Below are 22,954 nucleotides of genomic sequence, written 5' to 3' on the forward strand. Positions count from 1 at the left end.
TATAAAGGTATGCATTTATCATAACACTATTATTATATTTATTAGTGAGGAGTCATGTATGGATACTTCCAAAAGAGGAATGGGATTGTTCTATGTTATAACAGGGGCTACATGTTGGGGAATTGGAGGCACGGTAGCTAAAAAACTTTTTCAAGACTATCAAATTGATGTCAATTGGCTTGTAACGACACGTTTGCTTACGGCTGGAATGCTACTTTTAATGCTTCAATTGTTCAGAAAGGACCGGTCTCAGGTTATTGGGGTTTGGAAAAACAAAGCGTCAGCTGGTCAGCTTCTTATTTTCGGCTTATTGGGAATGCTTGCTGTGCAGTACACATATATGGCATCCATTCAACACGGGAATGCTGCCGTTGCTACATTATTGCAATATTTATCCCCAGTAATCGTTATTATCTACTCGCTTGTGCGAAAACAAACTGTTCTTACTAAACAAGATAGCATTACTGTTGTACTTGCTTTAGCGGGTTGCTTCTTTTTGTTAACAAATGGGTCAACGTCTCAACTTTCAGTGCCGGCAGCTGCAGTAGTATGGGGAGTTTTATCAGGGTTCGCGGCAGCTTTTTATACTTTATATGCCGTTGGTTTATTACATAAATTTGATTCTCTTGTTGTAGTGGGGTGGGCAATGATGATCGGCGGTGTTGCATTGAGCTTTATCCACCCGCCATGGCAGCTGGATTTTCAGCGTTTACCCGTTGAAGCGTATGCATATATCTTATTCGTGATATTATTTGGAACAATGATTGCGTTTTGGTTCTTCATAAAAAGCTTGGAAAGCCTTTCTCCCAAAGAAACAAGCCTGCTTGGCAGTCTAGAGCCTCTATCAGCAGTTGTAACAACTGTCGTTTGGTTAAAAGCGCCATTTGGTTTTTTTCAATGGGTCGGTGCTTTCTGTATTATTGGGATAACCTTAATATTAGCTTTAAATAAAGAGACTTCTATGCAGAGTAAAAAGTCGATATGAAAGATTAGGAATCATGCAAATCGGGATATATAAGGGCTTGAACGGTCCAGCAATGAAAAACACTGGTGGAGTTTGAGCCCTCTCGGCTGCATCAGGGATACCAAGGGGATTGCCGCCCTTGGTATGATTTCTTCAAGAACCTTCAATGCCTCTTCCCTGATCGAAAACAGTATTACTTTTTTGCAATTGGTATCCAAATTTCACTTTTAAATGATGGTGATGTTACATCCTTATGCTCATTCCACAGTATTTCCGGGCCTTCTATTTGTTCGTAATTTGACGATGGAAACCATTCGGAATAAATGCGTCCCCACACTTCTTGCAGTGTATCCGGAAATGATCCGATAGCTTCGAATACCGCCCATGTTGAGGCAGGAACTTCTAGCTGTGAGAGGTGATTTGGACACTGCTTTGTTGTAGCTGCACCAATATAATGATCAAGTTCTCCTTTTTCCTCTGCCCGACCTTCAGAAAAATTTGTGGATGCGCTAATGAGCCCTAATGGTGCTACATTAGAAATCGCTTTTAGTTCACTTATTGCTTCTTCATCTAAACTTTCCCACATAGCTGCAATTTCCGGATGAATCCCTTTGAAAATAATAGGAACTCTTTTTGTAATCCCAACAATGCGAAATACCTCTTTTTCTTCAATGCGATAGTTCATTTCACTTCCTCCTTTGATTGATAATTGGAAGGTCATTTTTGGATAAGCTTTAAGGGAATGGCCATTAAGCCTGGCTTTTGATGGGTTTACGCCATGTAAGTTTTGGAATGCCCGTGTAAAAGAATCTGGTGAGTTATAACCGTACTTGATTGCGATATCAATCACTTTTGCATGGCTGTCTTTCAGTTCAAAAGCTGCAAGAGTAAGTCGTCTGCGACGAATATATTCCGATAATGAAATACCTGCAAGGAAGGAAAACATCCTTTTAAAATGATATTCAGAGCAGAAAGCAAGCTTTGCTGCTTCTTTAAAATCAATATCATGAGTGAGGTTTTCTTCAATATACTGTAATGCCCTGTTCATACTTTTAAGCAAATCCATTTATTTGGCCTCCTTTAACCAAAGAATAACAGGAGTGAAATGTATCTATCCGACATTCTGTGCACAGTTTTGCAGGATGACTTATATGAAATAAAGTAAGTGATTCACTTGTATTTGTACAGGTTTTATTGAAGCATGCTGTTCACAAAAGGCATCAATAAAAGAAAGTTATAATTGTCTTATAAGCAGCACATTCCTATAATTGAGGGAAAAAGGATGCGAATCATGCCTATCAATTCTTTTGAAAACTATCCGATGAGCTGGAAGCCATCGATTGATAAAGCTGAAAAGCCTATTTATAAAGCAATTGCAGGGCAATTGGAACAGGATATTATAAACGGAGTATTATTACCTGGAACAAAACTTCCTCCGCAGCGAGAATTGGCCGATTATTTAGATTTAAATGTGAGTACGATTTCCAAAGCGTTTAAAGTGTGTGAGTTAAAGGGGCTGCTGAGTGCGACTGTAGGGAGCGGCACATTTGTATCGTATGATGCGTTATCGAATGCGTATTTACTTGAGGATACAAAGCCGACACATTTAATTGAAATGGGAGCAATACTTCCAGATCACGCTTCATATGAGCCCTTGTTACACCAGCTGAAAAACATGGTTCAGGAGGAGGATTATGAAAAATGGTTTAGCTACGGCCGGGCAGGTGAAAGCCTTTGGCAAAAGGATGCAGCTGTAAAGCTCATCCAAAGAGGCGGGTTTGAAACAACTGTTGAGCACATTTTATTTGCAAATGGAGGACAAAATGCGATTGCTGCAACATTGGCGAGTCTTTGTAAGCCTGGAGATCGCATCGGTGTTGACCATCATACGTACCCTGGCTTAAAAACTGTTGCATCATTGCTTAGTGTGCAAATCGTACCGATAAAATCAGAAAATGATGAAATGAGTCCAGAGTCACTTGAATATGCGTGTAAAAACGAAAATATTAAAGGCTTGTATTTAATCCCGGATTATCATAATCCGACGACTTCCTTTATGTCTGTTGAGAATCGAAGAATGGTTGCAGATATTGCAAAGAAATATAATCTGTTTGTTATTGAAGATGCATCGTACCATCTTCTTAACAAACATCCGCTTCCGGCACTCGCCTCGTTCGCACCGCAACAGGTTATCCATATTGCAAGCTTATCAAAATCGTTAGCGCCAGGCCTGCGTTTGGCTTATGTAGCAGTGCCAAGGCAATATAAGGAGCCAATATCAAAGGCGCTTTATAATTTTAATATAACCGTTTCCCCGCTATTAGCTGAACTTACTGCTCGCACGATTGTATCAAATCAATTTGAAGTCTTAATTGAGCGTCATCGTGAACAAACCATTCGCAGAAATCAACTCGTAAACCGATATGTTGCGGGATATACATGTTTAGGCATTGAAACAGGCATTTTTCGTTGGTTGTTGTTACCGGGTAAAATGACTGGTGCCGAATTTGAAGAGTTGGCTGCGCGACATGGCGTGCAAGTGTATGCGGCTGAACGTTTTGTAGTGGGAAATAGTTGTCCTGAAAGAGCTGTAAGGGTTTCTGTCTGTGCACCGAAAACACTTGAAGAGCTTGAGCAAGGATTAATGATCTTAAAACGTTTGCTAGACGGCCTTACCTAATATTGTTTGCCATACAATTATGACATTGTATGGCTTTTTTGTGCATGTTATGATGATCCACATCTAGAGGAAGGTTTATACAAATTTAGGCTTTTAGAAAGGAAGGTCAGAATATGGCAGACAAGGACAGCGTAAAAGCAATAGACGTCCATACAGCTTCGTTACAAAGCTACATCAATTCCCCAGAAAAACAAAAATCGTTATACAAGCGTACATTATTCGTTGTGAGTATCTCACAAATTTTTGGCGGTGCAGGGCTGGCGGCAGGGGTGACTGTCGGTGCGCTTATTGCACAGCAAATGCTAGGCACCGATGCGTTTGCGGGTCTGCCTTCTGCTTTATTTACTTTAGGGTCAGCAGGATCCGCATTCATTGTTGGCAGGCTTTCTCAACGTTACGGCCGTCGCACAGGTCTTTCAGCTGGCTTTATGATTGGCGGACTTGGAGCAATAGGAGTGTTGATGGCAGCAATTTTAAATAGTATTTTCTTGTTATTTGCTTCATTGCTTATTTACGGTGCAGGAACAGCCACAAATTTACAAGCCCGTTATGCAGGTACAGACTTAGCAAATCATAAGCAGCGAGCGACAGCTGTTAGTATGACAATGGTTTTTACTACATTTGGTGCAGTGGCGGGTCCAAGTTTAGTGAATGTGATGGGTGATTTTGCTCTTTCTATTGGTGTTCCTTCACTTGCTGGTCCGTTCATTTTAGCCGCAGCAGCATATATGTTAGCAGGTGCAGTCCTTTTCATCATGCTTCGTCCAGATCCTTTAGTTATAGCAAGAACAATAGAAGCGGCAAATGTAGAGCCTGGTAATAAAGGACATGTGGCGGCTGCTGAGCATACAGAAAACAAAAAAGGCATCATCGTTGGGGCAACCGTTATGATTCTTACTCAAATTGTAATGGTGGCTATTATGACAATGACACCGGTTCATATGAGTCATCATGGGCATAGCTTGGGTGCTGTCGGTCTTGTTATTGGTTTTCATATAGGTGCTATGTATCTCCCTTCACTGGTTACAGGTGCCCTTGTTGATAAGCTGGGACGTACTGCGATGGCGATTGCTTCTGGAACGACACTTCTTCTGTCAGGTGTAATAGCAGCATTTGCTCCAGGTGATTCTATGGTTTTTCTTATCATTGCTCTTTCTTTACTTGGATTAGGGTGGAATTTTGGCTTGATAAGCGGGACTGCCCTTATTGTAGATTCAACTGATACTGCCACACGAGCTAAAACGCAGGGGACAGTGGATGTTCTGATTGCCTTGTCAGGAGCTGCTGGCGGAGCATTATCTGGAATGATTGTGGCAGGTTCAAGTTTCCTCGCATTATCACTTACTGGAGGGATTTTGTCCTTATTACTTATTCCAGTAGTGGTATGGTCTAGGGCGGCTAAGGTGTAGGATTGTTTAGATTCCATTAATTTGTTATATTGTTAGATAAAGGTTTGTGAGTCGTTTAATATTCTAACCAAATATGAGTTTTTTCTTTAAATCTAGTTAAATAAGCCATTTTGCTAAATATGACTTATCGCTGTGACATATGAATGCATATCTTTCATTAGGTAACATAAAATGGTAATCGGCGTTAAAAAAAGGCCGGAATACTCGCTTTAGGTGAAGGAGTCATAACGTTGTTAAAAAGAATTTCTCTTGTTTTTGTTACATTAATGATGTCCATCGTTGCTGTTTTAGTGGCTGCCAAAGACTCCCCTGGAGATCACGTCATTTCATTTGATCAGCCTATTATCTTATTAATCTCAATTGGGATCGTTGTATTTTTATTTATCCCGCCATTAGCCATGTCTTTTTTCGATAACGGGGTTGTAAGAATCATATCAGGGGTATACCAATGTTTTATCGTTTTCACTTTTCTGGGGCTCATTCCGATTGGATTTCTTATTCCCAATGGCTTTTTGACAATTATGGTTTCTATTGCTGGCACTTTAGTCAGTATAGCTAGTGTTGCAGTGACTTTATGTATTGGGAACAAAACAAGGTGAGAAGGCTATATGGGCCTTCTCTTTTTATGTTGTTGCATCATCTCCACTTTCAGCTTAATCTATTACATAATAAGAGCAGGAACATATAGAAGAATAAAATAAACACCGAGATGTCAAAAACACGAGGGACCAATTAGCCTTAACTAAAAATGCCTGGAAAGAGGGGAATTCCTTCATGACAAATAGCAGAACGAATCCGAAGGTTGATGATTTTTTAAATAAAACGAAAAAGTGGAAGGAAGAATTTGAGAAGTTGAGAGCCATCATTCTTGACTGTGAGCTGACTGAAGATTTTAAGTGGATGCATCCTTGTTACACATACAATAATAAAAATGTCGTTTTAATACACGGTTTTAAAGAATATTGTGCGCTTCTGTTTCACAAAGGTGCCTTATTACAGGATGCCCACGGAATTCTCATTCGACAAACGGAGAATGTACAGGCGGCGCGCCAGATTCGGTTTACTAATGTTCAGGAAATAAATGAGATGGAAACCATTTTGAAAGCCTATATTCAAGAAGCCATTGAAGTTGAAAAAGCGGGTTTGAAGGTGGAAGTTAACAACAATATTGAATTGTGCATTCCTGAAGAACTTCAAAATAAATTCGATGAAATCCCTGAATTGAAAACTGCTTTTGAAGCATTGACCCCGGGACGGCAAAGAGCATACACTCTTTATTTTTCTCAAGCCAAACAATCCAAAACCCGAGAATCAAGAGTTGAAAAATATGTGCAAAAAATTCTCGATGGAAAGGGATTAAAGGATTAGGAATGATCTATTCGAACGACGATAAACAGTGCCTATATAGGCAAACGCAGCTTAATAGGATAGTTTCTATAGAAGAAAAACAAGCATAGTAAGATGCTTGTTTTTTCTTATCTGCCTATTATGAATTAGTCAGGTGCAGGCAAACGTAAACTGTTTAATGAATCATCATGATAGTAATGAGCCGCTTGATTTTTTCATCATCGCCTGTATCAACGTACACTTTTTTTGTGTCTTTTATGATACTCTCAGTCACTTCCCGCATGACGCCTTTTTCGAGATTATCAGCGGAATCCCAGCGTAAAGGCACATTGTATACATGAATCGTGCCATCCCCATTGCCATGATAAGTGACTGATCCATCCACTAAACGAGAACCTGCTAACTGGGTCACATCTTCTGGATAGCTGGCACTTGTATCATCATTAGGGTTAATTGGCTCACCAGCTGAAATATGCCGAACATTTAATTCATCTATCTCTTGATTGGGTCCAAGTTGAAGCCAAACTCTGGCATATTCGATTTTCTCAGAAGAGTATGCTGCCAATACATTGTCTTCTTTGCTTTTCTCTTCTTCTGAAGTGGTCTCATTTGAAGCTTTTGTTGCGGGTTCTTCTGATCCTGTTTTTAGCTCGGATTCATCCTTGCGTATTTTGGTGCTGTCTTCAGTCTCAGTGTGTTTTTCGTCAGATTGTACAGCAGAAGCTTGATTTGAAGGTTGATGTGCTTCTTCATCCTTACTGTCCGTACATCCAGCAAGTAAAATCATGAGCAGCAGGGCAGTATTGCAATAACAAATCTTTCTGTGTTTCTTCATTCTTTCATTCATTCCTCTCCATTAACTCAGGCCAGATTCCTATATAAATTGATGTATCTAAATATTACCATGGAGTAGATAGGATGTTATTGAAAACGGCTTAAGAAGAGGGAACAATCTTAAATAGCATCGCCAAAACTTAAGAATTCTTAAGAAGTTTTGCCCCTTTTTCTTCAGGTTTTGAATGTAGAGTGGGATATAAATGCAAAACAAATACGATATGCCTTATCCGCCTCGACTGCATACAAAATACCAAGGGTTGCTGGCCCCTGGTATTTTTATGCCTTCATGTATTATTGAGGTTTACGCTAAAGGTCTGCCTTACTTTGCAAATCGCCGAGCAGCAGCAACGCACATGATAACGGCGATATTTACTGCTACGAGTGTCCAGCCCACTTTCTCGTGCAGAATCACTGAGGCAAGCAGCAATCCAAAAAAAGGCTGGAGAAGCTGGAGCTGCCCAACCGCCGCAATTCCCCCTTGTGCAAGACCTCGATACCAGAACACGAAGCCGATCAGCATGCTGAATAAGGATACATATGCAAGACTGAGCAGCGCGGGAACGCCGATGCCCGACCAGGAGTCCGGTGTAAAAAAGAACGACAATGGCAGCATAAGAGGAAGCGACAGGACGAGTGCCCATGAGATCACCTGCCAATTCCCAAGACGCCGTGAAAGCTTGGCCCCTTCTGCATAACCAAGACCGCATACAACGATGGAAGCCAGCATGTACACATCGCCTAGCGGAGATGAACCTCCCCCTTGAATCAGGGCGAAACCTGCTACCAGCAAGCTGCCGGCAGCTGAGAAAATCCAGAAGACGGGCCGAGGGCGTTCACCCCCGCGTAGTACGCCGAAGACCGCCGTTGCGAGTGGAAGGAGTCCAATGAAGACAATGGCGTGTGCGGATGTGACATGCTGAAGCGCTAAAGCTGTCAGCAACGGGAAACCAATCACTACGCCGAACGCGACTACTAACAATGAAATGAGGTCTCTTTTGGCAGGATGCTGCTGCCGGAAGATGAGAAGGAGACCTCCCGCCAGTACACCAGCTATCGCAGCACGGCAAACGGTGAGAAATAACGGATCGAAGTCTAACACAGCCATACGGGTCGCAGGCAGCGAGCCGCTGAAAATGAGTACGCCTATAAAACCATTTATCCAGCCATTTGTTGTTTTGTTCATTATAATCACTCCACATATGTTTCTTGTTCATTGTCTGTATTTTCTTAACAAAGCCGGTAGCTAAGGATTACAATGACTATAAACTGGAATTGGCCTTTTTTAAACGGCCAGTTTTCATAAAAAAATGCATACCAGTTAGGAGAACAACGTGCAAATGGATATCACGCCTTTTTTGAATAGAAATCTGGATCGTCCGCTTTATCAACAGCTTTATCGGTATTTTAAAGAAAATATGCATCAGGGCCGTATTCAAAAAGGAATGAAGCTTCCTTCAAAAAGGCTCCTGGCGAATCAGCTTTCCATCAGTCAAACGACTGTAGAACGTGCCTATGAACAGCTTGCTGCTGAGGGTTATATAGTGAGCAAGCCAAGAAGCGGGTGGTTTGCTGATTATCATAATTCTGATTTTGCCTATGGCAGAATGCCAAGCACAGCACCCATTCAACAAGAAACAGAAGAAAGCAAACAATGGATTGATTTCCACTATGGAAATGTAGATTCTTCTTACTTCCCTTTTTCCGCATGGAGAAAAAGCATGGTCAATAGTTTGGACCGATATGGACACGAGCTTTATCGGCCGGGACATGTGTTAGGAGAGTTTGAGTTGAGAACACTCATTGCAGAGTACTTGTATCAATCTCGGGGAGTTCATTGTGCCCCTGAACAAGTGATTATAGGTGCCGGGAACCCTATTCTTCTGCAAATCTTGTGCCAAGTTTTTGAGCCGAATATTTCTATAGGATATGAGGACCCTGGTTATCCAAGAGCACGCAAGATTTTTGAAGCCAATCGCATGAAGATTGTTCCAATACCAGTCGATGATGAAGGAATCTGTATAAAGAAGATCAAAGAACAGCAGCCAAATCTTGTATATGTCACACCTTCCCATCAATTTACGCTGGGAACAATCATGACGATCAATAGAAGAATTCAGCTCCTCAAATGGGCGGCTGAAAATCAATCCTTTATCATAGAGGATGACTATGACGGGGAATTTAGGTACACAGGACAGCCGGTTCCTTCTCTGCAGGGGCTTGATCAGCATAACCGCGTCATTTATATGGGCACTTTTTCTAAGTCTCTTTTACCCTCGCTGCGTATCAGTTATATGATTCTTCCTTCGCCTCTTTTAAAAAAAGGCCATGAAATCACGTCCTTATATAAGCAAACGGTGTCCTGCCACAGTCAGCTAACGCTAGCTGAATTTATAAAAAATGGAGAGTGGCAAAAACACATCAACAGAATGAGAAAACTTTACCGTAAAAAAAGAGCCATTGTATTAGAGGCAGTGCAAAGGGAGTTAGGAGAGCATGTCAGGATTCGCGGAGAAAACTCTGGACTTCGTATCTTACTTGACGTTTATTTGCCGTTTGGTGAAAAAGAGTTAATTGAGAAGGCGAAAAAACATGGCGTAAAAGTTTATCCTGTTTCTCCTTCTTATCAACATCATCCTCCTGTAAAAAGGATCTCACTTGGATTTGCAGGGGTGTCTGAATCAGACATAAGAGAAGGCATAAAAAAACTCAAAGCCGCTTGGGAGATATGAGGGAGCTTTCAGTTTTGCGAAAAACCCAAGTGACGATTAAGTGTTGAGAGCTGTTCAGTTTCCAGTCTATGATAAGCCTTGCGTCATTCCATTCTCTTAAACGAAAACCAGAGTTTTTGATTTGCTCATCACAGTGCTAAACTAAACATAGATAATGAAAAAATAGAGGTGTAAGAATGAAGTTAGATGAGTTTACAATTGGCCAGATTTTCAAAACGAAATCATTAAAAGTAACAAAAGATGATATTATGCGGTTTGCGGGTGAATTTGACCCTCAGTATATGCATGTAGATGAAGAAAAAGCGAATAAAGGCAGATTTAATGGAATTATCGCTTCGGGCATACAAACACTGGCCATATCTTTTAAACTTTGGATTGAAGAAGGCTTCTATGGAGACGATATTATAGCCGGAACAGAGATGAATCATATGACATTCATAAAACCCGTATATCCGGATGATGAATTGTTTACAATTGTTGAAGTTATTGATAAGCAGCCAAAGAGAAATGAATTGGGAATACTCACTGTATTGTTATCTACTTATAATCAAAAAGAAGAAAAAGTATTTGAAGGTGAATTATCCGTATTGATAAAACGATAACTCAGAAAGCCCGCTTTCCTAAAGCAGGCGAAAGATTTTAGCAAGTTTCTTTTGAAAAATAAGAGGTTAAAACATCATAAACAATAGGCAAAGAAGTAAATCCCTCATCTTCTAGAAAATGACCTCCGTGCTGAACTTCATATAACGCAGCGTCAATGTGTTGTGCCAGATCCTTGCTGAATGAAAAAGGCACAATTTGGTCGTCCTTAGAAGCAATGACAGCACGGTGCTTCGCGGACTCGATGATTTTTTGATGATCAAACGATCCCTGTGTAAATTCATCTAGCATCTGTAAAGTGGGCAACGATTTAGCAAAGCCGGAAACAAGGATGATTCCGCCAAGCTGTTTTCGTAATTGAATATGTTCTAAAAATCTCAAAATGGCGGGGCACCCTAAGCTGTGCGCAACCAAATACGTATTTTCGTGTAAAGTGTGCTGATATAAAGAGAGTGTATCCAGCCAATCCTCAAGTTTTGGCTGGAGCGGATTAGGCATGTTTAAAATGTCTGCTTGGACCCCATCCGCGAGCAGACGTTTTTTCAGCCAAGGGAACCAATGATTTGTTGAGGAGGCTCTGTAGCCATGAATGATATAGACTTGTTTTGTCATTTTTTCCTCCTAAGAAATATTTTCATTCAGTATAAAATTCCTCTCATTGGGAAACAAGTACGCACTTTTTTGTAAGTAGCTTTTACGTATGAGGCATTCCTTGTGCCATTCCCCACTTACACATTTCATCTATAAGGGGATACAAAGACAGCCCTCTGTCAGATAACGAATACTCTACCTTCAGAGGTGTTTGAGAAACCTCAGACCGATGAATAAGGCCGTCAGTTTGCAACTCTTTAAGCTGTGCGCTTAACATTTTATGGGTAATGGAGGGCATAGCCCTTTTCAGCTCGCCGTATCTCATCGTTTTTTCACATCCTAACTCATAGAGAATTCTCATTTTCCATTTTCCCCCTATAAGAGATAAGGTGTATTCAAACGGGGCTTGTTTACTGCGGCAAAGATTATTCATTGTCATTAACCCTCCTTTTTTAAGTATCATATCAGAATAAACCAGGATTTTCGGTGTTGAGGTTTGAAGGGCCTGGCGGGTAAATCTGAGGGGGCAAGTTCTCTCGGCCGCGTACATGAATGTTCTCATTCAAAGAGGGTTACCTTACTGTTAATTACTTTATTTAAAAAAACGCATGTTTTTAGCTGAAAATAACTATTATGGTATATTTAAATATAACGAAATATAAGAGAAATGAGGAATGGTATGAATACACCCAAAAAACATAAGAAATTTAAAGCGAAAATGATTTTCCAAATCATCATGGTTATCATTGGAGGAATCATAGCGGCATATGGACTAGAAACAGTACTCATTCCAAACAGTGTATCCGATGGAGGGGTGACGGGTCTTAGCATCGTTGGTTCACAGCTCTTCAACTTGCCGCTGGGGATTTTGATTGCGGTTATCAATATTCCATTTGTCTGGTTAGGATATAAGCAAATTGGGAAAAGCTTTGCATTATTATCAATTATCGGAATCATATCGCTTGCCGCGGGGACAAGCTTTTTCCACCACACACCCGCTATCATAGAAGGAGATACCCTGTTAATTACCGTTGTCGGCGGGATTATCCTTGGATTCGGAATGGGGCTGGCGCTGCGTAATGGCGGCGCATTAGATGGCATTGACATGCTTGCTGTGTTGCTATCCCGAAAACTGCCGTTTGGAACGAGCGATCTCATCCTATTCTTAAACCTTTTTGTGTTTATTTTTGTTTCCACAGTATTTGGCTTACAAGGGGCGTTGCTTTCAGTCATTGCTTACTACATTGCATCCAAAGTGATTCATGTTGTTGAGGAAGGTTTAAGCGGGTCCAAAACCTTCCAAATCATTACAACAGAACCCGCATTAATGGTAGAGACAATACGTGAACAATTAGGCCGAAGCGCCACATATAAAGAAGCTTACGGGGGTTTTTCCCACGAGAAATTTAAAGAAATCACATGTGTCATCAACCGCTTAGAAGAGACCAAACTAAAGGAAATTATTAATGATATTGATAAAACTGCCTTTGTTACCGTGTATGATGTAGCTGAAGTGAAGGGCAGCAATTTTAGAAATCTCAATCATCATTAGAAAAAAGCGGTAACTGACATGCCGCCGATAAATATAATCAAAAACACTTTTTGAGGGCTTGAGGGTGTAACCGTAAAGGTCTGAATTATAGAAATACCAAGGGTGTCAAAACCCTTGGTATTTTTTCTGCCAAAAATAAGCCATTTTGGTGAAAGATTATTTCTCTGTGGCGAAATAAAGCGAAGCGATGACCGGAAAAGCGATACCAATCCATAATGCTGTACTCCACCCGCCTGAGGCATATGCCCATCCTCCAATAGATGACCCTATAGCACCGCCTAGAAAGAAGATTGCCATGAATAATCCGTTTAATCGACTGCGAATTTCAGGCGCCAACGAAAAAATGGCACGTTGACTGAGCACAAGGTTTGCAGATACGCCCATATCTAACAGAATAGCGGCAGCCACTAGAACTGTTATGCCGACGGGGGAGCTGCTCTGAATCAGGAGCGGCAGTAATAAAGAGACAATGACAACACCGAGAGCGATTCCAGTGGCAATCCGGGTCAAGCCGCGATCAGCCAGACGGCCGCCTATTGGTGCAGCGACTGCACCCGCAATACCTACCAATGCGTAGAGTGCTATTGCCTTCTGAGAAAAATGAAAAGCAGGACCGGACAATAATAAAGGAACAGTCGTCCAAAACAAGCTGAAAGCTCCAAATACAAATCCATGATAGATGGCACGGCGGCGTAAGACTGGAGTCGTGCGCAGCAGCTTCCACATTGAACCGAGTAATGCCGTATAGTTTGTATTGGCTGTTGGTTTTCTGGCAGGAAGCACTTTTGATAATACGATGGCCAGGGCAACACTTACCACGGCGGACAAAGCAAATATTGCATTCCACCCCCAAATATCAGCGACTAGACTGGATATCGGCCGAGAAAGCATAATACCGAGTAATAAGCCGCTCATGACATTGCCAACAACCCGGCCTCGTGCAGCGTCTGATGCAAGGTATGATGCAAATGGAACAAGCACCTGGGCTGCGATTGACCCCAATCCGATGAAAAATGAAGCTGCTAAAAACAGTGCTCCATGCTTCACAAATGCTGTTAGTGTCAAAGCCGCTGCGCTTAGCAGGAGCGATGCAACGACAAGTTTTTTGTTTTCGATAATATCTCCTAAAGGGACAAGAAATAGTAAGCCGGCAACGTATCCGATTTGGGTTAGTGTGACAATCAATCCAGCACTGCTTGGAGAAAGTCCAATTGCCTTACTAATTAATCCGACCAAGGGTTGTGCATAGTAAAGATTAGCAACAATGATACCGCATGCCGTTGCGAGAAGAAGGGTTAAACTGGGTGAGATCCTCTGATCTGCTTGTTTGTTTCCATTAGCCATAAGAATGAACTCCTTTTTAAGTGGATTTTTGAGTAAAATCATGACTTCTCTCATGTTAATTTCTAAACTGAACGTTTAGTTTTGTTTATTAAGGAAAATGATATACTAAACGTTCAGTTTTGTAAATAGGTTTCTGTTTTCTTTTTTTATTCCGGTTAAGTATACTGAACGTATCGTTTATATTTCGGGAAGGAATGATTTATGTGCAGAGTAAACGAGGGCGGCCGCGTGATGAAGGAACGCATAAGGCGATTCTCTCTGCAGCCTATGACCTATTGCTGGAAAAAGGCTTCGATGCGGTGACAGTTGATAAAATTGCCGAGCGTGCGAAAGTGAGTAAAGCAACAATTTATAAATGGTGGTCTAACAAGGCTGCGGTTATCATGGACAGCTTTCTTTCGACCGCGACGGACAGGCTGCCTGTGCCTGATACAGGGTCGTCAGTACATGATATAGTAACCCACGCCACGAATTTAGCAAGGTTTTTGACAAGCAGGGAAGGAACCGTTATTAAGGAATTAATAGGTGCAGGGCAGTTGGATGAAAAATTGGCAGAAGAATATCGCACACGATTTTTCCAGCCTCGCCGCCTCCAAGCGAAAGGCCTTCTAGAAAAGGGAATTCAAAAAGGTGAATTGAGAGAGAATCTTGATATTGAAGTAAGTATAGATCTCATATACGGACCGATTTTCTATCGTCTGCTTATAACAGGGGACGATGTGAATGACTCCTATGTGCATGATTTGGTGATGAATGCGTTTGAAGGAGTTCAAGCTACGTGAAAGATTTGGTACAGAAAGCCTTCAAAGAACAGGGAGAAATTAACGGCCATTTTGTAGATGTCATGGCAATGGAGAAAATACTTGCAGTATAAAACAGGCCTCTAAAGAGGCCTGTTTTTTTTATGACCGGATGCTCCGTCTATATTCAGCATTGGCTGAATGACCACTCCCTGCAACTTGAAATCGTCTCATTTTTATCATGATCTGGATCATGATTGAAAACAGCCGGTCCCATACAAATAAAATGGCATTCTTCAATGTCAAAATAATCAAATCTAATGTGTAATGAAGCAATGCAAAGGGTTTTCAGAAGGAGGTTGGTGTTAAGGAATCAAAAAGCCTTGATGTTCCAAATATAAGGGATTGTTTATATAAATAATAGTTTATATAATGGCGGAGGCGCTAAAAAAACGCGGGGAGAGACTCATGCTTTCGTTTAGACAAACAGAGCGCTGTATAATGAAACGTAAAGGGGAATGTATAGACATTTGTTGCTTATAAAACGAGTTGTGAAGGACGAGTGCATATGACTTTTGATGTTGCGGCGATGACTCGCTGTTTAAAAACACTTAGTGATCAAACAAATGATGAAATGATTTCTTGAACAAGAATATTGTGTCTGTCAATTGGTTGATATGTTCGAAATAAGCCAGCATTGCGAAAATTAAAAAACGCAGAGTTTGTGAGGACAGAAGAGGCCAATGGCGTTATTATTCAATAAATGGTTCATGTCCTGAGTTTGATACATTGCAATTGATCTTACATCAAATCGATCAGGAGGATGAATTGTTAAACCACATCAAACAAAAGGAAACTCAAGCGTGTTGCCAGTAAGGAGGCATTAGATTGACATCAATGATTTTGGCGGTATTCATCTTTTTATTAACTCTAGTATTGGTCATATGGCAGCCGAAAAATGTATCTATAGGATGGTCAGCCTGTGGAGGCGCAGCTTTAGCTCTAATAGCAGGTGTTGTCAATTTTCATGATGTGTTAACTGTGACAGGGATTGTTTGGAATGCGACATTGGCTTTTGTGGCTATCATACTGATATCGTTAATTCTTGATAATATCGGTTTCTTTGAATGGGCAGCGCTTCATATGGCTAAGGCTGCAAAAGGAAACGGTGTGCGGATGTTCGTTTATGTATCTATATTAGGAGCTATCGTCGCTGCGTTATTTGCAAATGACGGTGCCGCTCTTATATTGACACCAATTGTATTAGCAATGGTCAGAGCATTACATTTCAATGAAAAATTAGTTTTTCCGTTTATCATTGCCAGCGGATTTATTGCAGATACGACCTCGCTTCCATTAGTAGTGAGCAATTTGGTCAACATCGTTTCAGCGGATTATTTTCATATTACATTTATTGAATATGCATCCAGAATGATTGTCCCGAACTTGTTTTCGCTCTTGGCGAGCATCATTGTGCTTTACCTTTTCTTTAGAAAAAGCATACCAAAACGTTATGATCTGTCTGAGGTGAAGAAACCTATTGAAGCGATTAAAGATCAAAACATGTTCAAACTGTCATGGTATATATTAGGGCTTTTGGTAATTGGATATTTTGTAAGTGAATTTTTATCTATCCCTGTATCAATGGTAGCTGGCAGTATTGCAATCATTTTTTTAATCGCTGCGAAAAAGAGTCCGGCCGTCCATACAAAGAAAGTGGTGAAAGAAGCGCCATGGGCTATCGTATTCTTTTCAATTGGCATGTATGTTGTTGTATATGGTGTCCGAAATGCCGGATTAACTGATGTCCTTTCAGATGTCATTCAAGCCGCAGCTGATCACGGGATGTTTGCCGGGACAATTGGAATGGGCTTTATTGCGGCCATTCTTTCTTCCATTATGAATAACTTGCCGACTGTTATGATTGACGCATTGGCTATTGCCGGTACAGATACACATGGGATGATGAGAGAAGCGCTTATTTATGCAAATGTGATCGGTTCAGATTTAGGGCCTAAAATAACGCCGATTGGTTCCTTGGCGACATTATTATGGCTTCATGTCCTTTCGCAAAAAGGTATGAAGATTTCCTGGGGCACGTATTTTAAAACAGGAATTATCCTCACGATACCCACTTTATTGATCACACTTGTCGGCCTGTATATTTGGCTGCTGATCATCCATTCTTGTTTCTAAAAGGACAAGTCAATATATCAAGGAAAACATTGCACAGGTAACTCTTGCCGCAGCCAAATGGCTGAAGGGTGGGGGGGAAATACCTTGGAGACAAGTGGAATGTGTACAGCGCAGGAATCGAAGCTCATAGATGACACCCGAATGCTGTCAAAGCCATTGAAAGAAGCAGGGATTGATATTTCAAATCAAGCATCGGATATCTGATCCGAATATTATAAACAATGCTGATTTCGTTGTTACACTCTGCGGGGTGCAGCAGATAAATTGGGGATTTGATGATCCGGCAAAAGCACACGGAACAGAAGACGTTTTTCCAAAGAATCCGTGCTGATATTGGTGACCGTTTAAAACCGTTTGCTGAAACTGGGGAATAAATGTGCTGTTCAACAGGTGTCTGCGAGCTGAGTGCAGAGACCTGTTTTTTGCTTTCATTTGTCTGAGATCCGTAACAGAGAAGTTATTTAGCTTGTGACGGAGGAAAATTGATTTTGTTAACAGAATCATGAAGGAGAAGAGTTGTAAAGGGGTTGTTTGTTTGAAGGAATTAACGAAAGAAAAATATAGCAGCTTAAAAACAACGTTTGCTGACAAATATTGTCCCACATTTGTCTATTCAATATTAGACCAAGCCATTCCGGGAGCTGTTTATGTAGATGACCAAACTTGCCCTAAATCGTTTTTTATAGGAACGAAATCAGGCATTTATTTTATTGCGGGAGACCCGGAGAATCAAGTTTTTAATGATTTCATTGCTGAATATTATGAAAAACAAGCGAAATCAACAAAACGATTTACCCTGTTTTCTTCCAGTGATAGATGGGATAGCGTACTGAAAACCATATTGAAAGATGACATGAACCAAATGAGGAGAATGGCATTTTCTTTTCGGCAAAAACCCTCTAAACCGCCTTTTGAACTTCCAAAGGGGCTTGTATTGAAAAGAATAGATGAAGATATCATGACAAACAGCACAGCTTTTAACAGAGCTTATTATGAGGAGTATTGGGATTCTGTCTCACAGTTTTCTTCAAAAGGTTTTGGATTTGCCGTATTACATGGCAATCATGTAGTAAGTGAGTGTACTTCTATATTTGTAGGGCATGGATTAGCGGAAATGGATATCTATACACTTGAAGAATACAGAGGACTGGGCTTAGCTTATTGCGTAGCAAATAGGTTTATAGCGTTTTGTATGGAAAATGGGATTGTTCCTGGGTGGGATTGTGATGTTTGCAACAAATCGTCCATTGCATTAGCAGCTAAATTGGGTTTTAAGCCGGTAACTGAATACTCTATTTACTTTTCTGGATAATCTTAAGAAAGAACCTTTAAGGAGATACCAAACGATGTTGGTATCTTTTTTGTTTTAGAGTTTTTTAATCCTTTTAGCAGAAAAATGGGTGATGAAAAACTTATTCATTTTATTTACTTTTAGGTAGGTAAAACACACCCCGCCAACGGTTACCACTCCGCCTAGCAGAGAAATGAATGCGGGTATTTCACCTATCCATCCCCATGAAATGACGAAGGCTAAAGCGGGTGTAACATAAAGTGAAAGGGTTGCTTCTGAAGCCCCGACGAGTGAAGTGACATATGCAAGGGCAAAGTATGGCACAACTGTTGGCAATAAACCTAAATAAACAATTGACAATGTTGCGTTCGTAGAGGCGTTTATCATCTCTCCGCCTAAGCCTGGCAGAAACATAAACATAGGTATTGTTCCGCCCCAAATTGAAAATGTAACGAATCGGATAAATCCATATTTTTTTATATAGCGGGGTTGAAAAACGAAATAAATACTCTCCGAAAAAGCGGCCAGCAGGATGAACAAAATACCTTTCATTGAATAAGTATAGTCTCCAGACCCAAATGCAATCAATGACACACCCAATAAACTGATCATAGAGCCAATCCATTTCGCAAATCCAAAATGCTCTCTAAAAAACAGGCGGGATAGCATGGCTGAGAAGATCGGTGCTGTAGTAACGAGTAAGCTTGCAACTCCGGCACTAACTGTTTTTTCACCAATGTTCAGCAAAATGTGATAGAGTGCAAAACCTAAAAACCCTAAAAGAAAAATGGCAGGAATGTCTTTCAAGTCGGGTAGGCGCATCCGAGTCAAAACAGCAAAAAGCAATAATGCCATAGAGCCGATTAACAAGCGAAATAAAGCAAGGTGTTCTGGTGTGTACCCTTCTAGTCCTGCGCGAATTCCCGGAAAAGCAGATGCCCATAAACAGATCATCAGACTGTTTGAGGTGATCAATTGAACTGTTTTCTTTTGCATATTTCCCTCTCCTCTTTACAAAAACCAACCAGTTATTTAATGTGTTTTTATATTAATAAAGATTTGGTGATATGGCTTCAACCAGTTAAACGGATTTTGACCCAACCAATTTAGTTTAAGGAGACCGATTTTATGAGCTTTCAAGAAGAAAAAAAGATGAAAAAGCTCCCTAAGTACAGACAAATCGTTCATTTTATTAAAGAGAAAATAGGAAATGGTGAGTGGCCGATTGGAAGCAAGATTCCAAGCCAGCGCACGCTTGCAAAAGATTTTCAGGTGAATCGGAGCACAGTGATTACAGCCTTAGAGGAATTGATGGCTGATGGGTTAATAGAAGGCACAATGGGGAAAGGCACAGTTGTTATGAACAACACATGGACACTGATGGCTAAGAATTCTGCTCCCGATTGGGATCGATATGTCACCTCTGGCATTCAGATGCCAAGCCGAAAAATCGTTCAAGAGATCAATCAATCAGAATCAAATACAGACCTTATACAGCTCAGTAAAGGTGAACTTTCAGCTGAGATTTTTCCTTTGGCTGTTATGAAAGAGATGATGGGGAAGGTATCTCAACACATGGAGGCATTCGGATATGAAGAACCAAAAGGTTACTTACCTTTGAGGGAGGCATTAAGCAACTATTTAAAAACCATTGGAATCAACGTCTCATCTTCTTCCATTCTGATTGTCTCAGGAGCGCTGCAAGCCTTGCAGCTGATATCAATGGGGCTGTTACAAAGAGGATCAACCGTATATCTTGATCAGCCCTCCTACCTTTATTCATTACACGTATTTCAATCAGCTGGTATGAAGCTGACTGGACTTCCTATGGATAATGAAGGACTTTTGCCTGAAAATGTTCATTTAACAAGAGGAGAGCGTGGAAGGGCTATCTTATATACAAATCCATGTTTTCACAATCCGACTGGTATTCTTATGTCTAAAAAGCGGCGGGAAGAAATCCTAGCAGTAAGTGAGAATACACAGCTTCCTATTATTGAAGATGACATTTATCGTGAGTTATGGATCGATGAAATCCCGCCATATCCTATTAAAACAATTGATAAAAATGGACATGTACTGTATATAGGAAGTTTATCGAAAACTTTAAGCCCAGGTTTGAGGATTGGATGGATCGTCGGACCGGAACCGGTGATTGAACGTTTATCTGACATTAAAATGCAAACAGATTACGGATCCAGTTCGCTATCCCAAAGAGTAGCGGCGGAGTGGTTTACTTCCGGCCAATACCAGCAGCATGTAGAAAAGGTTAGGCAGCATTTAAAGGTGAGAAGAGAATTGGCCTTGAGTGCTTTAGAAACTCATTTGAAAGATGTGGCGACATGGAATATCCCAAAAGGAGGGTTTTTTGTCTGGATAAAAATATTGCCTTCCATATCAATGAAATTACTTTATACTAAAGCCTTATCAAAAGGGATTCTGCTCAATCTGGGCAGTATCTATGCTCAGGAAAAAGGGAATTATATTCGCTTATCATATGCTTATGCATCTCTTAAAGACCTTCAAAAGGGGATTTATGAGTTGGGTTTGATGATAAAAGAATTGGCAAGTAAGTAACTTTTATATCCTTAAATGGATGTTTCACTAAAAAAGAGATCAAGCCTAATGATCGCTTGATCTGATAATAACAAGGGTTACTAGAATAGACCATGGTTCGGTCTCAAAATAATCATGTCTCTGAACGAAAGGTCTTTCCGACTTCTCTTCCTAAACCAAAGTAATGTCTGAAATTATAGATCAGTGGGCTCCATTTGGAGGGGTTAATATGGCTTTCGTCCAGTATAATACTTTCATCGGCATGAAAGTGCAGTGCCTGCGTCTCTACAATGGCAAATGACTGATCATATTCTGGAATCCGAATATGTTTCACTTCGGCTTCGATTTGGATAGGACATTCTTTAATTCGTGTTGGTGATACTGTTTTTGATTGTAAAGGCGTTAACCCTGCTGCCTCGTATTTTTCTTTTTTATATGTAAATCCGAGCTGTTTCTTTAAAGGCGGTATACTTTTTTTTCCGCTATAAGATGAAATTCTTTCAACGTTTTCCCATAAATCCGGGCCAGGCAAGTTTATGACACACTCTTTGTGTCTTTCCAAATTGTCGATGGCTTTTCCGCCCAGTCCTACTCCAAGGATTATATAATGTCCAAGAGCCCAAGAAGAAGACATAGGACTAATATTAGTGGTTCCATCCTCATTCAATGTGGTTAGAAGAAATGTCGAGGTACCATAATACATGATCTTGGGTTTTATTTCTTTAAATCGACGAGTGTCTCGTTTTTTGATGTCCAATGTTTTTTCCTCCTTGTCACGCTTACATTTATATTGTAAAGGATTAACATTTCAACTATCATCGAAATATGAATGTAAGGAGGAAAATCATGAATCCTAATATTGCAAAAATCTCTTCGTTGCTATCAGATCCCTCGCGTTCTTCCATACTTTTGAGTCTAATGGATGGAAGGATACACCCTGCGGGAGAGCTTGCATATCTCGCTAACATTAAACCTCAAACCGCAAGTTTTCACCTGAATAAATTGCTTGACGCGAAGCTGATTAGCGTAGAAAAGCATGGAAGACATCGGTATTACAGATTGTCTAACTCAGATGCTGCTAACGTGATCGAACAATTGCTTCATATTGCGCCTGAAGGTAAAGTCAAATCTTTAAAAGAGTCAAAAGAGAAAAAGGACTTGCATTTCGCCCGTACCTGTTATGATCATTTGGCAGGTTATGTGGGCGTACAAATGGCACATTCATTAGTTGAGCAGGGGATGTTAAAAAAAGTTGATTTAAACTTTGAGGTGACTTCAGAGGGTGCTTTATTCTTTTCGAAGTTAGGCATCAATGAAGAGCAACAACGGAATAAGAGGAGAGCCTTTGCCCGCTGCTGTTTGGATTGGAGTGAACGGCAGCATCATATTGCAGGAGCATTAGGAAACGCCTTATTGATGCGCATGTTAGAAGAAGAATGGATCGTTCGTATGCCTAAAACGAGAGCGATCAGGATTACACCAAGCGGGAAAAACGCGTTTGAAAAGTACCTAAACGTGAAGCTTTAGGATTTTGAAACGGAAACACATGATGATGCGGCACGATATCTAGGAGAAGGAGTAAGATTCGTTTTAATCTTACTCCTTCTTCTTATTTTGAAGCAGCTCGATTCCCCATTGCAATAGAGATGCGGTTCCAGCTGTTTATTTGATTAATAATGAGAACAAGGTCAACATATTGTTTTTCATCATAATGTTCCCGCACCCGATGATATAGCTCATCAGGAACCCTTTTAGATGGAATGAGCGTGATGTGTTCAGACAGTTCGAGAGCAACTTTCTCTTCAGGGGAGTAAAAATCACATTCATTCCAAGCATGTAAACAGTAAATTCGCTGTTCAGTTTCTCCCATTTTACGGGCATCGGAAGTATGCATATCTATGCAGAAGGCACAGCCGTTTAGTTGAGAAACTCTGATTTTGATTAGTTCTCTCGTAGTTCGGTTAATTGAGGATTGTTTCGTGTATTTCTCCATATCCATCATGATTTTCATACCTTCAGGTGCAATCTCATAGTAGGACACTCTTTGACTCATCAGGCAAAACTCCTTTCCGTCGTATATCTAAATTGTATCTCGATATTGATATCTTTACCAATGTG

Annotated in this window: 22 protein-coding genes and 2 pseudogenes; 15 read left to right on the top strand and 9 right to left on the bottom strand. The window is 40.6% G+C overall.

Translation table 11 applies throughout. The features are described from left to right. Window positions 1-58: 58 nt before the first annotated feature. A complete protein-coding gene (locus JQX68_RS02945) occupies window positions 59-985 on the top strand; it encodes a DMT family transporter (RefSeq protein ID WP_147772942.1) in 927 nt (308 codons plus the stop codon). Between the two features lie 172 nt (window positions 986-1,157). Here JQX68_RS02945 and JQX68_RS02950 read toward each other — a convergent pair whose 3' ends face one another. Beyond that, the gene (locus JQX68_RS02950) at window positions 1,158-2,030 is read right to left on the bottom strand and encodes an AraC family transcriptional regulator (RefSeq protein ID WP_147772943.1); all 873 of its coding nucleotides are present in this window, start codon (window positions 2,028-2,030) and stop codon (window positions 1,158-1,160) included. Window positions 2,031-2,255: 225 nt separating this feature from the next. Between JQX68_RS02950 and JQX68_RS02955 the strand changes: the two genes are divergently transcribed. From JQX68_RS02955 to JQX68_RS02970, 4 genes are all read left to right on the top strand, one after another. Next, entirely contained in the window at window positions 2,256-3,644 is a 1,389-nt protein-coding gene (locus JQX68_RS02955) for an aminotransferase-like domain-containing protein (RefSeq protein ID WP_147772944.1), read from the top strand. Window positions 3,645-3,757: 113 nt separating this feature from the next. Beyond that, window positions 3,758-5,053 carry an MFS transporter gene (locus JQX68_RS02960; protein WP_134976388.1) on the top strand — a complete coding sequence of 432 codons (1,296 nt, stop codon included), beginning with the start codon at window positions 3,758-3,760 and terminating at the stop codon, window positions 5,051-5,053. A gap of 230 nt (window positions 5,054-5,283) precedes the next feature. Further along, window positions 5,284-5,652 (top strand): hypothetical protein, encoded by a 369-nt coding sequence (locus JQX68_RS02965; RefSeq protein ID WP_069149014.1) that lies wholly within the window; start codon window positions 5,284-5,286, stop codon window positions 5,650-5,652. A 175-nt stretch (window positions 5,653-5,827) separates the two neighbouring features. Further along, window positions 5,828-6,421: a YdeI/OmpD-associated family protein gene (locus JQX68_RS02970; protein WP_134976390.1), complete on the top strand. Its 594-nt coding sequence runs from the start codon at window positions 5,828-5,830 to the stop codon at window positions 6,419-6,421. Window positions 6,422-6,575: 154 nt separating this feature from the next. Here the strand turns inward: JQX68_RS02970 and JQX68_RS02975 are convergent, their stop codons facing one another. Beyond that, window positions 6,576-7,235, bottom strand: coding sequence for a hypothetical protein (locus JQX68_RS02975; RefSeq protein ID WP_147772978.1), 660 nt, complete (start codon window positions 7,233-7,235; stop codon window positions 6,576-6,578). Window positions 7,236-7,556: 321 nt separating this feature from the next. After that, window positions 7,557-8,420: a DMT family transporter gene (locus JQX68_RS02980; protein ID WP_014662921.1), complete on the bottom strand. Its 864-nt coding sequence runs from the start codon at window positions 8,418-8,420 to the stop codon at window positions 7,557-7,559. 154 nt (window positions 8,421-8,574) lie between these two features. Here JQX68_RS02980 and pdxR point away from each other — a divergent pair, with 154 nt between their 5' ends. Both pdxR and JQX68_RS02990 read left to right on the top strand, forming a co-directional pair. Then, a complete protein-coding gene (pdxR, locus tag JQX68_RS02985) occupies window positions 8,575-9,966 on the top strand; it encodes a MocR-like pyridoxine biosynthesis transcription factor PdxR (protein ID WP_103031620.1) in 1,392 nt (463 codons plus the stop codon). A gap of 176 nt (window positions 9,967-10,142) precedes the next feature. Beyond that, window positions 10,143-10,568 (top strand): MaoC family dehydratase, encoded by a 426-nt coding sequence (locus tag JQX68_RS02990; RefSeq protein WP_014662923.1) that lies wholly within the window; start codon window positions 10,143-10,145, stop codon window positions 10,566-10,568. A gap of 37 nt (window positions 10,569-10,605) precedes the next feature. Here the strand turns inward: JQX68_RS02990 and JQX68_RS02995 are convergent, their stop codons facing one another. Next, entirely contained in the window at window positions 10,606-11,178 is a 573-nt protein-coding gene (locus tag JQX68_RS02995; RefSeq protein ID WP_040084078.1) for an alpha/beta hydrolase, read from the bottom strand. Between the two features lie 82 nt (window positions 11,179-11,260). After that, the gene (locus JQX68_RS03000) at window positions 11,261-11,590 is read right to left on the bottom strand and encodes a winged helix-turn-helix transcriptional regulator (RefSeq protein ID WP_040084077.1); all 330 of its coding nucleotides are present in this window, start codon (window positions 11,588-11,590) and stop codon (window positions 11,261-11,263) included. A 246-nt stretch (window positions 11,591-11,836) separates the two neighbouring features. Between JQX68_RS03000 and JQX68_RS03005 the strand changes: the two genes are divergently transcribed. Then, window positions 11,837-12,709 (top strand): YitT family protein, encoded by an 873-nt coding sequence (locus tag JQX68_RS03005; RefSeq protein ID WP_014662926.1) that lies wholly within the window; start codon window positions 11,837-11,839, stop codon window positions 12,707-12,709. A gap of 156 nt (window positions 12,710-12,865) precedes the next feature. Here the strand turns inward: JQX68_RS03005 and JQX68_RS03010 are convergent, their stop codons facing one another. Then, window positions 12,866-14,053 (bottom strand): MFS transporter, encoded by a 1,188-nt coding sequence (locus JQX68_RS03010; protein WP_147772945.1) that lies wholly within the window; start codon window positions 14,051-14,053, stop codon window positions 12,866-12,868. A 203-nt stretch (window positions 14,054-14,256) separates the two neighbouring features. Between JQX68_RS03010 and JQX68_RS03015 the strand changes: the two genes are divergently transcribed. The 5 genes and pseudogenes from JQX68_RS03015 to JQX68_RS03035 all read left to right on the top strand — a co-directional run bounded on the left by JQX68_RS03015 (window position 14,257) and on the right by JQX68_RS03035 (window position 18,301). Continuing rightward, window positions 14,257-14,835, top strand: a complete 579-nt coding sequence (locus JQX68_RS03015) for a TetR/AcrR family transcriptional regulator (RefSeq protein WP_147772946.1) — start codon at window positions 14,257-14,259, stop codon at window positions 14,833-14,835. Between the two features lie 526 nt (window positions 14,836-15,361). After that, window positions 15,362-15,669 (top strand): annotated as a pseudogene (locus tag JQX68_RS03020) (ArsR family transcriptional regulator). Between the two features lie 12 nt (window positions 15,670-15,681). Continuing rightward, on the top strand, window positions 15,682-16,989 hold the full coding sequence (locus JQX68_RS03025; RefSeq protein ID WP_147772947.1) for an arsenic transporter: 1,308 nt from the start codon (window positions 15,682-15,684) through the stop codon (window positions 16,987-16,989). Window positions 16,990-17,046: 57 nt separating this feature from the next. Continuing rightward, a pseudogene (locus JQX68_RS03030) lies at window positions 17,047-17,363 on the top strand (arsenate reductase/protein-tyrosine-phosphatase family protein). Between the two features lie 128 nt (window positions 17,364-17,491). Further along, window positions 17,492-18,301 (top strand): GNAT family N-acetyltransferase, encoded by an 810-nt coding sequence (locus JQX68_RS03035; protein ID WP_147772948.1) that lies wholly within the window; start codon window positions 17,492-17,494, stop codon window positions 18,299-18,301. 54 nt (window positions 18,302-18,355) lie between these two features. Here the strand turns inward: JQX68_RS03035 and JQX68_RS03040 are convergent, their stop codons facing one another. Then, a complete protein-coding gene (locus tag JQX68_RS03040; RefSeq protein ID WP_147772949.1) occupies window positions 18,356-19,276 on the bottom strand; it encodes a DMT family transporter in 921 nt (306 codons plus the stop codon). A 132-nt stretch (window positions 19,277-19,408) separates the two neighbouring features. Between JQX68_RS03040 and JQX68_RS03045 the strand changes: the two genes are divergently transcribed. Beyond that, window positions 19,409-20,857 (top strand): aminotransferase-like domain-containing protein, encoded by a 1,449-nt coding sequence (locus JQX68_RS03045; RefSeq protein ID WP_147772950.1) that lies wholly within the window; start codon window positions 19,409-19,411, stop codon window positions 20,855-20,857. Window positions 20,858-20,969: 112 nt separating this feature from the next. On the opposite strand, the gene JQX68_RS03050 is transcribed toward JQX68_RS03045, so the two are convergent. After that, complete coding sequence (locus JQX68_RS03050) at window positions 20,970-21,593, bottom strand: flavin reductase family protein (protein WP_147772951.1); 624 nt, start codon at window positions 21,591-21,593, stop codon at window positions 20,970-20,972. Window positions 21,594-21,682: 89 nt separating this feature from the next. On the opposite strand from JQX68_RS03050, the gene JQX68_RS03055 reads away from it, so the two are divergent. Next, on the top strand, window positions 21,683-22,363 hold the full coding sequence (locus tag JQX68_RS03055; protein WP_147772952.1) for an ArsR/SmtB family transcription factor: 681 nt from the start codon (window positions 21,683-21,685) through the stop codon (window positions 22,361-22,363). 82 nt (window positions 22,364-22,445) lie between these two features. On the opposite strand, the gene JQX68_RS03060 is transcribed toward JQX68_RS03055, so the two are convergent. Then, entirely contained in the window at window positions 22,446-22,889 is a 444-nt protein-coding gene (locus tag JQX68_RS03060) for a carboxymuconolactone decarboxylase family protein (protein WP_069840375.1), read from the bottom strand. Window positions 22,890-22,954: the final 65 nt, after the last annotated feature.

The sequence above is a fragment of the Bacillus sp. LJBS06 genome (genome assembly GCF_016924995.1).
GTDB classification, from domain to species: domain Bacteria; phylum Bacillota; class Bacilli; order Bacillales; family Bacillaceae; genus Bacillus; species Bacillus stercoris.

Coding starts and splice junctions, on each gene's coding strand:
- JQX68_RS02945 (WP_147772942.1), top strand. CDS start 59: ATGGATACTTCCAAAAGAGGAATGGGATTGTTCTATGTTATAACAGGG.
- JQX68_RS02950 (WP_147772943.1), bottom strand. CDS start 2,030: ATGGATTTGCTTAAAAGTATGAACAGGGCATTACAGTATATTGAAGAA.
- JQX68_RS02955 (WP_147772944.1), top strand. CDS start 2,256: ATGCCTATCAATTCTTTTGAAAACTATCCGATGAGCTGGAAGCCATCG.
- JQX68_RS02960 (WP_134976388.1), top strand. CDS start 3,758: ATGGCAGACAAGGACAGCGTAAAAGCAATAGACGTCCATACAGCTTCG.
- JQX68_RS02970 (WP_134976390.1), top strand. CDS start 5,828: ATGACAAATAGCAGAACGAATCCGAAGGTTGATGATTTTTTAAATAAA.
- JQX68_RS02975 (WP_147772978.1), bottom strand. CDS start 7,235: ATGAAGAAACACAGAAAGATTTGTTATTGCAATACTGCCCTGCTGCTC.
- JQX68_RS02980 (WP_014662921.1), bottom strand. CDS start 8,420: ATGAACAAAACAACAAATGGCTGGATAAATGGTTTTATAGGCGTACTC.
- pdxR (WP_103031620.1), top strand. CDS start 8,575: ATGGATATCACGCCTTTTTTGAATAGAAATCTGGATCGTCCGCTTTAT.
- JQX68_RS02990 (WP_014662923.1), top strand. CDS start 10,143: ATGAAGTTAGATGAGTTTACAATTGGCCAGATTTTCAAAACGAAATCA.
- JQX68_RS02995 (WP_040084078.1), bottom strand. CDS start 11,178: ATGACAAAACAAGTCTATATCATTCATGGCTACAGAGCCTCCTCAACA.
- JQX68_RS03000 (WP_040084077.1), bottom strand. CDS start 11,590: ATGAATAATCTTTGCCGCAGTAAACAAGCCCCGTTTGAATACACCTTA.
- JQX68_RS03005 (WP_014662926.1), top strand. CDS start 11,837: ATGAATACACCCAAAAAACATAAGAAATTTAAAGCGAAAATGATTTTC.
- JQX68_RS03010 (WP_147772945.1), bottom strand. CDS start 14,053: ATGGCTAATGGAAACAAACAAGCAGATCAGAGGATCTCACCCAGTTTA.
- JQX68_RS03035 (WP_147772948.1), top strand. CDS start 17,492: ATGAAGGAGAAGAGTTGTAAAGGGGTTGTTTGTTTGAAGGAATTAACG.
- JQX68_RS03040 (WP_147772949.1), bottom strand. CDS start 19,276: ATGCAAAAGAAAACAGTTCAATTGATCACCTCAAACAGTCTGATGATC.
- JQX68_RS03045 (WP_147772950.1), top strand. CDS start 19,409: ATGAGCTTTCAAGAAGAAAAAAAGATGAAAAAGCTCCCTAAGTACAGA.
- JQX68_RS03055 (WP_147772952.1), top strand. CDS start 21,683: ATGAATCCTAATATTGCAAAAATCTCTTCGTTGCTATCAGATCCCTCG.
- JQX68_RS03060 (WP_069840375.1), bottom strand. CDS start 22,889: ATGAGTCAAAGAGTGTCCTACTATGAGATTGCACCTGAAGGTATGAAA.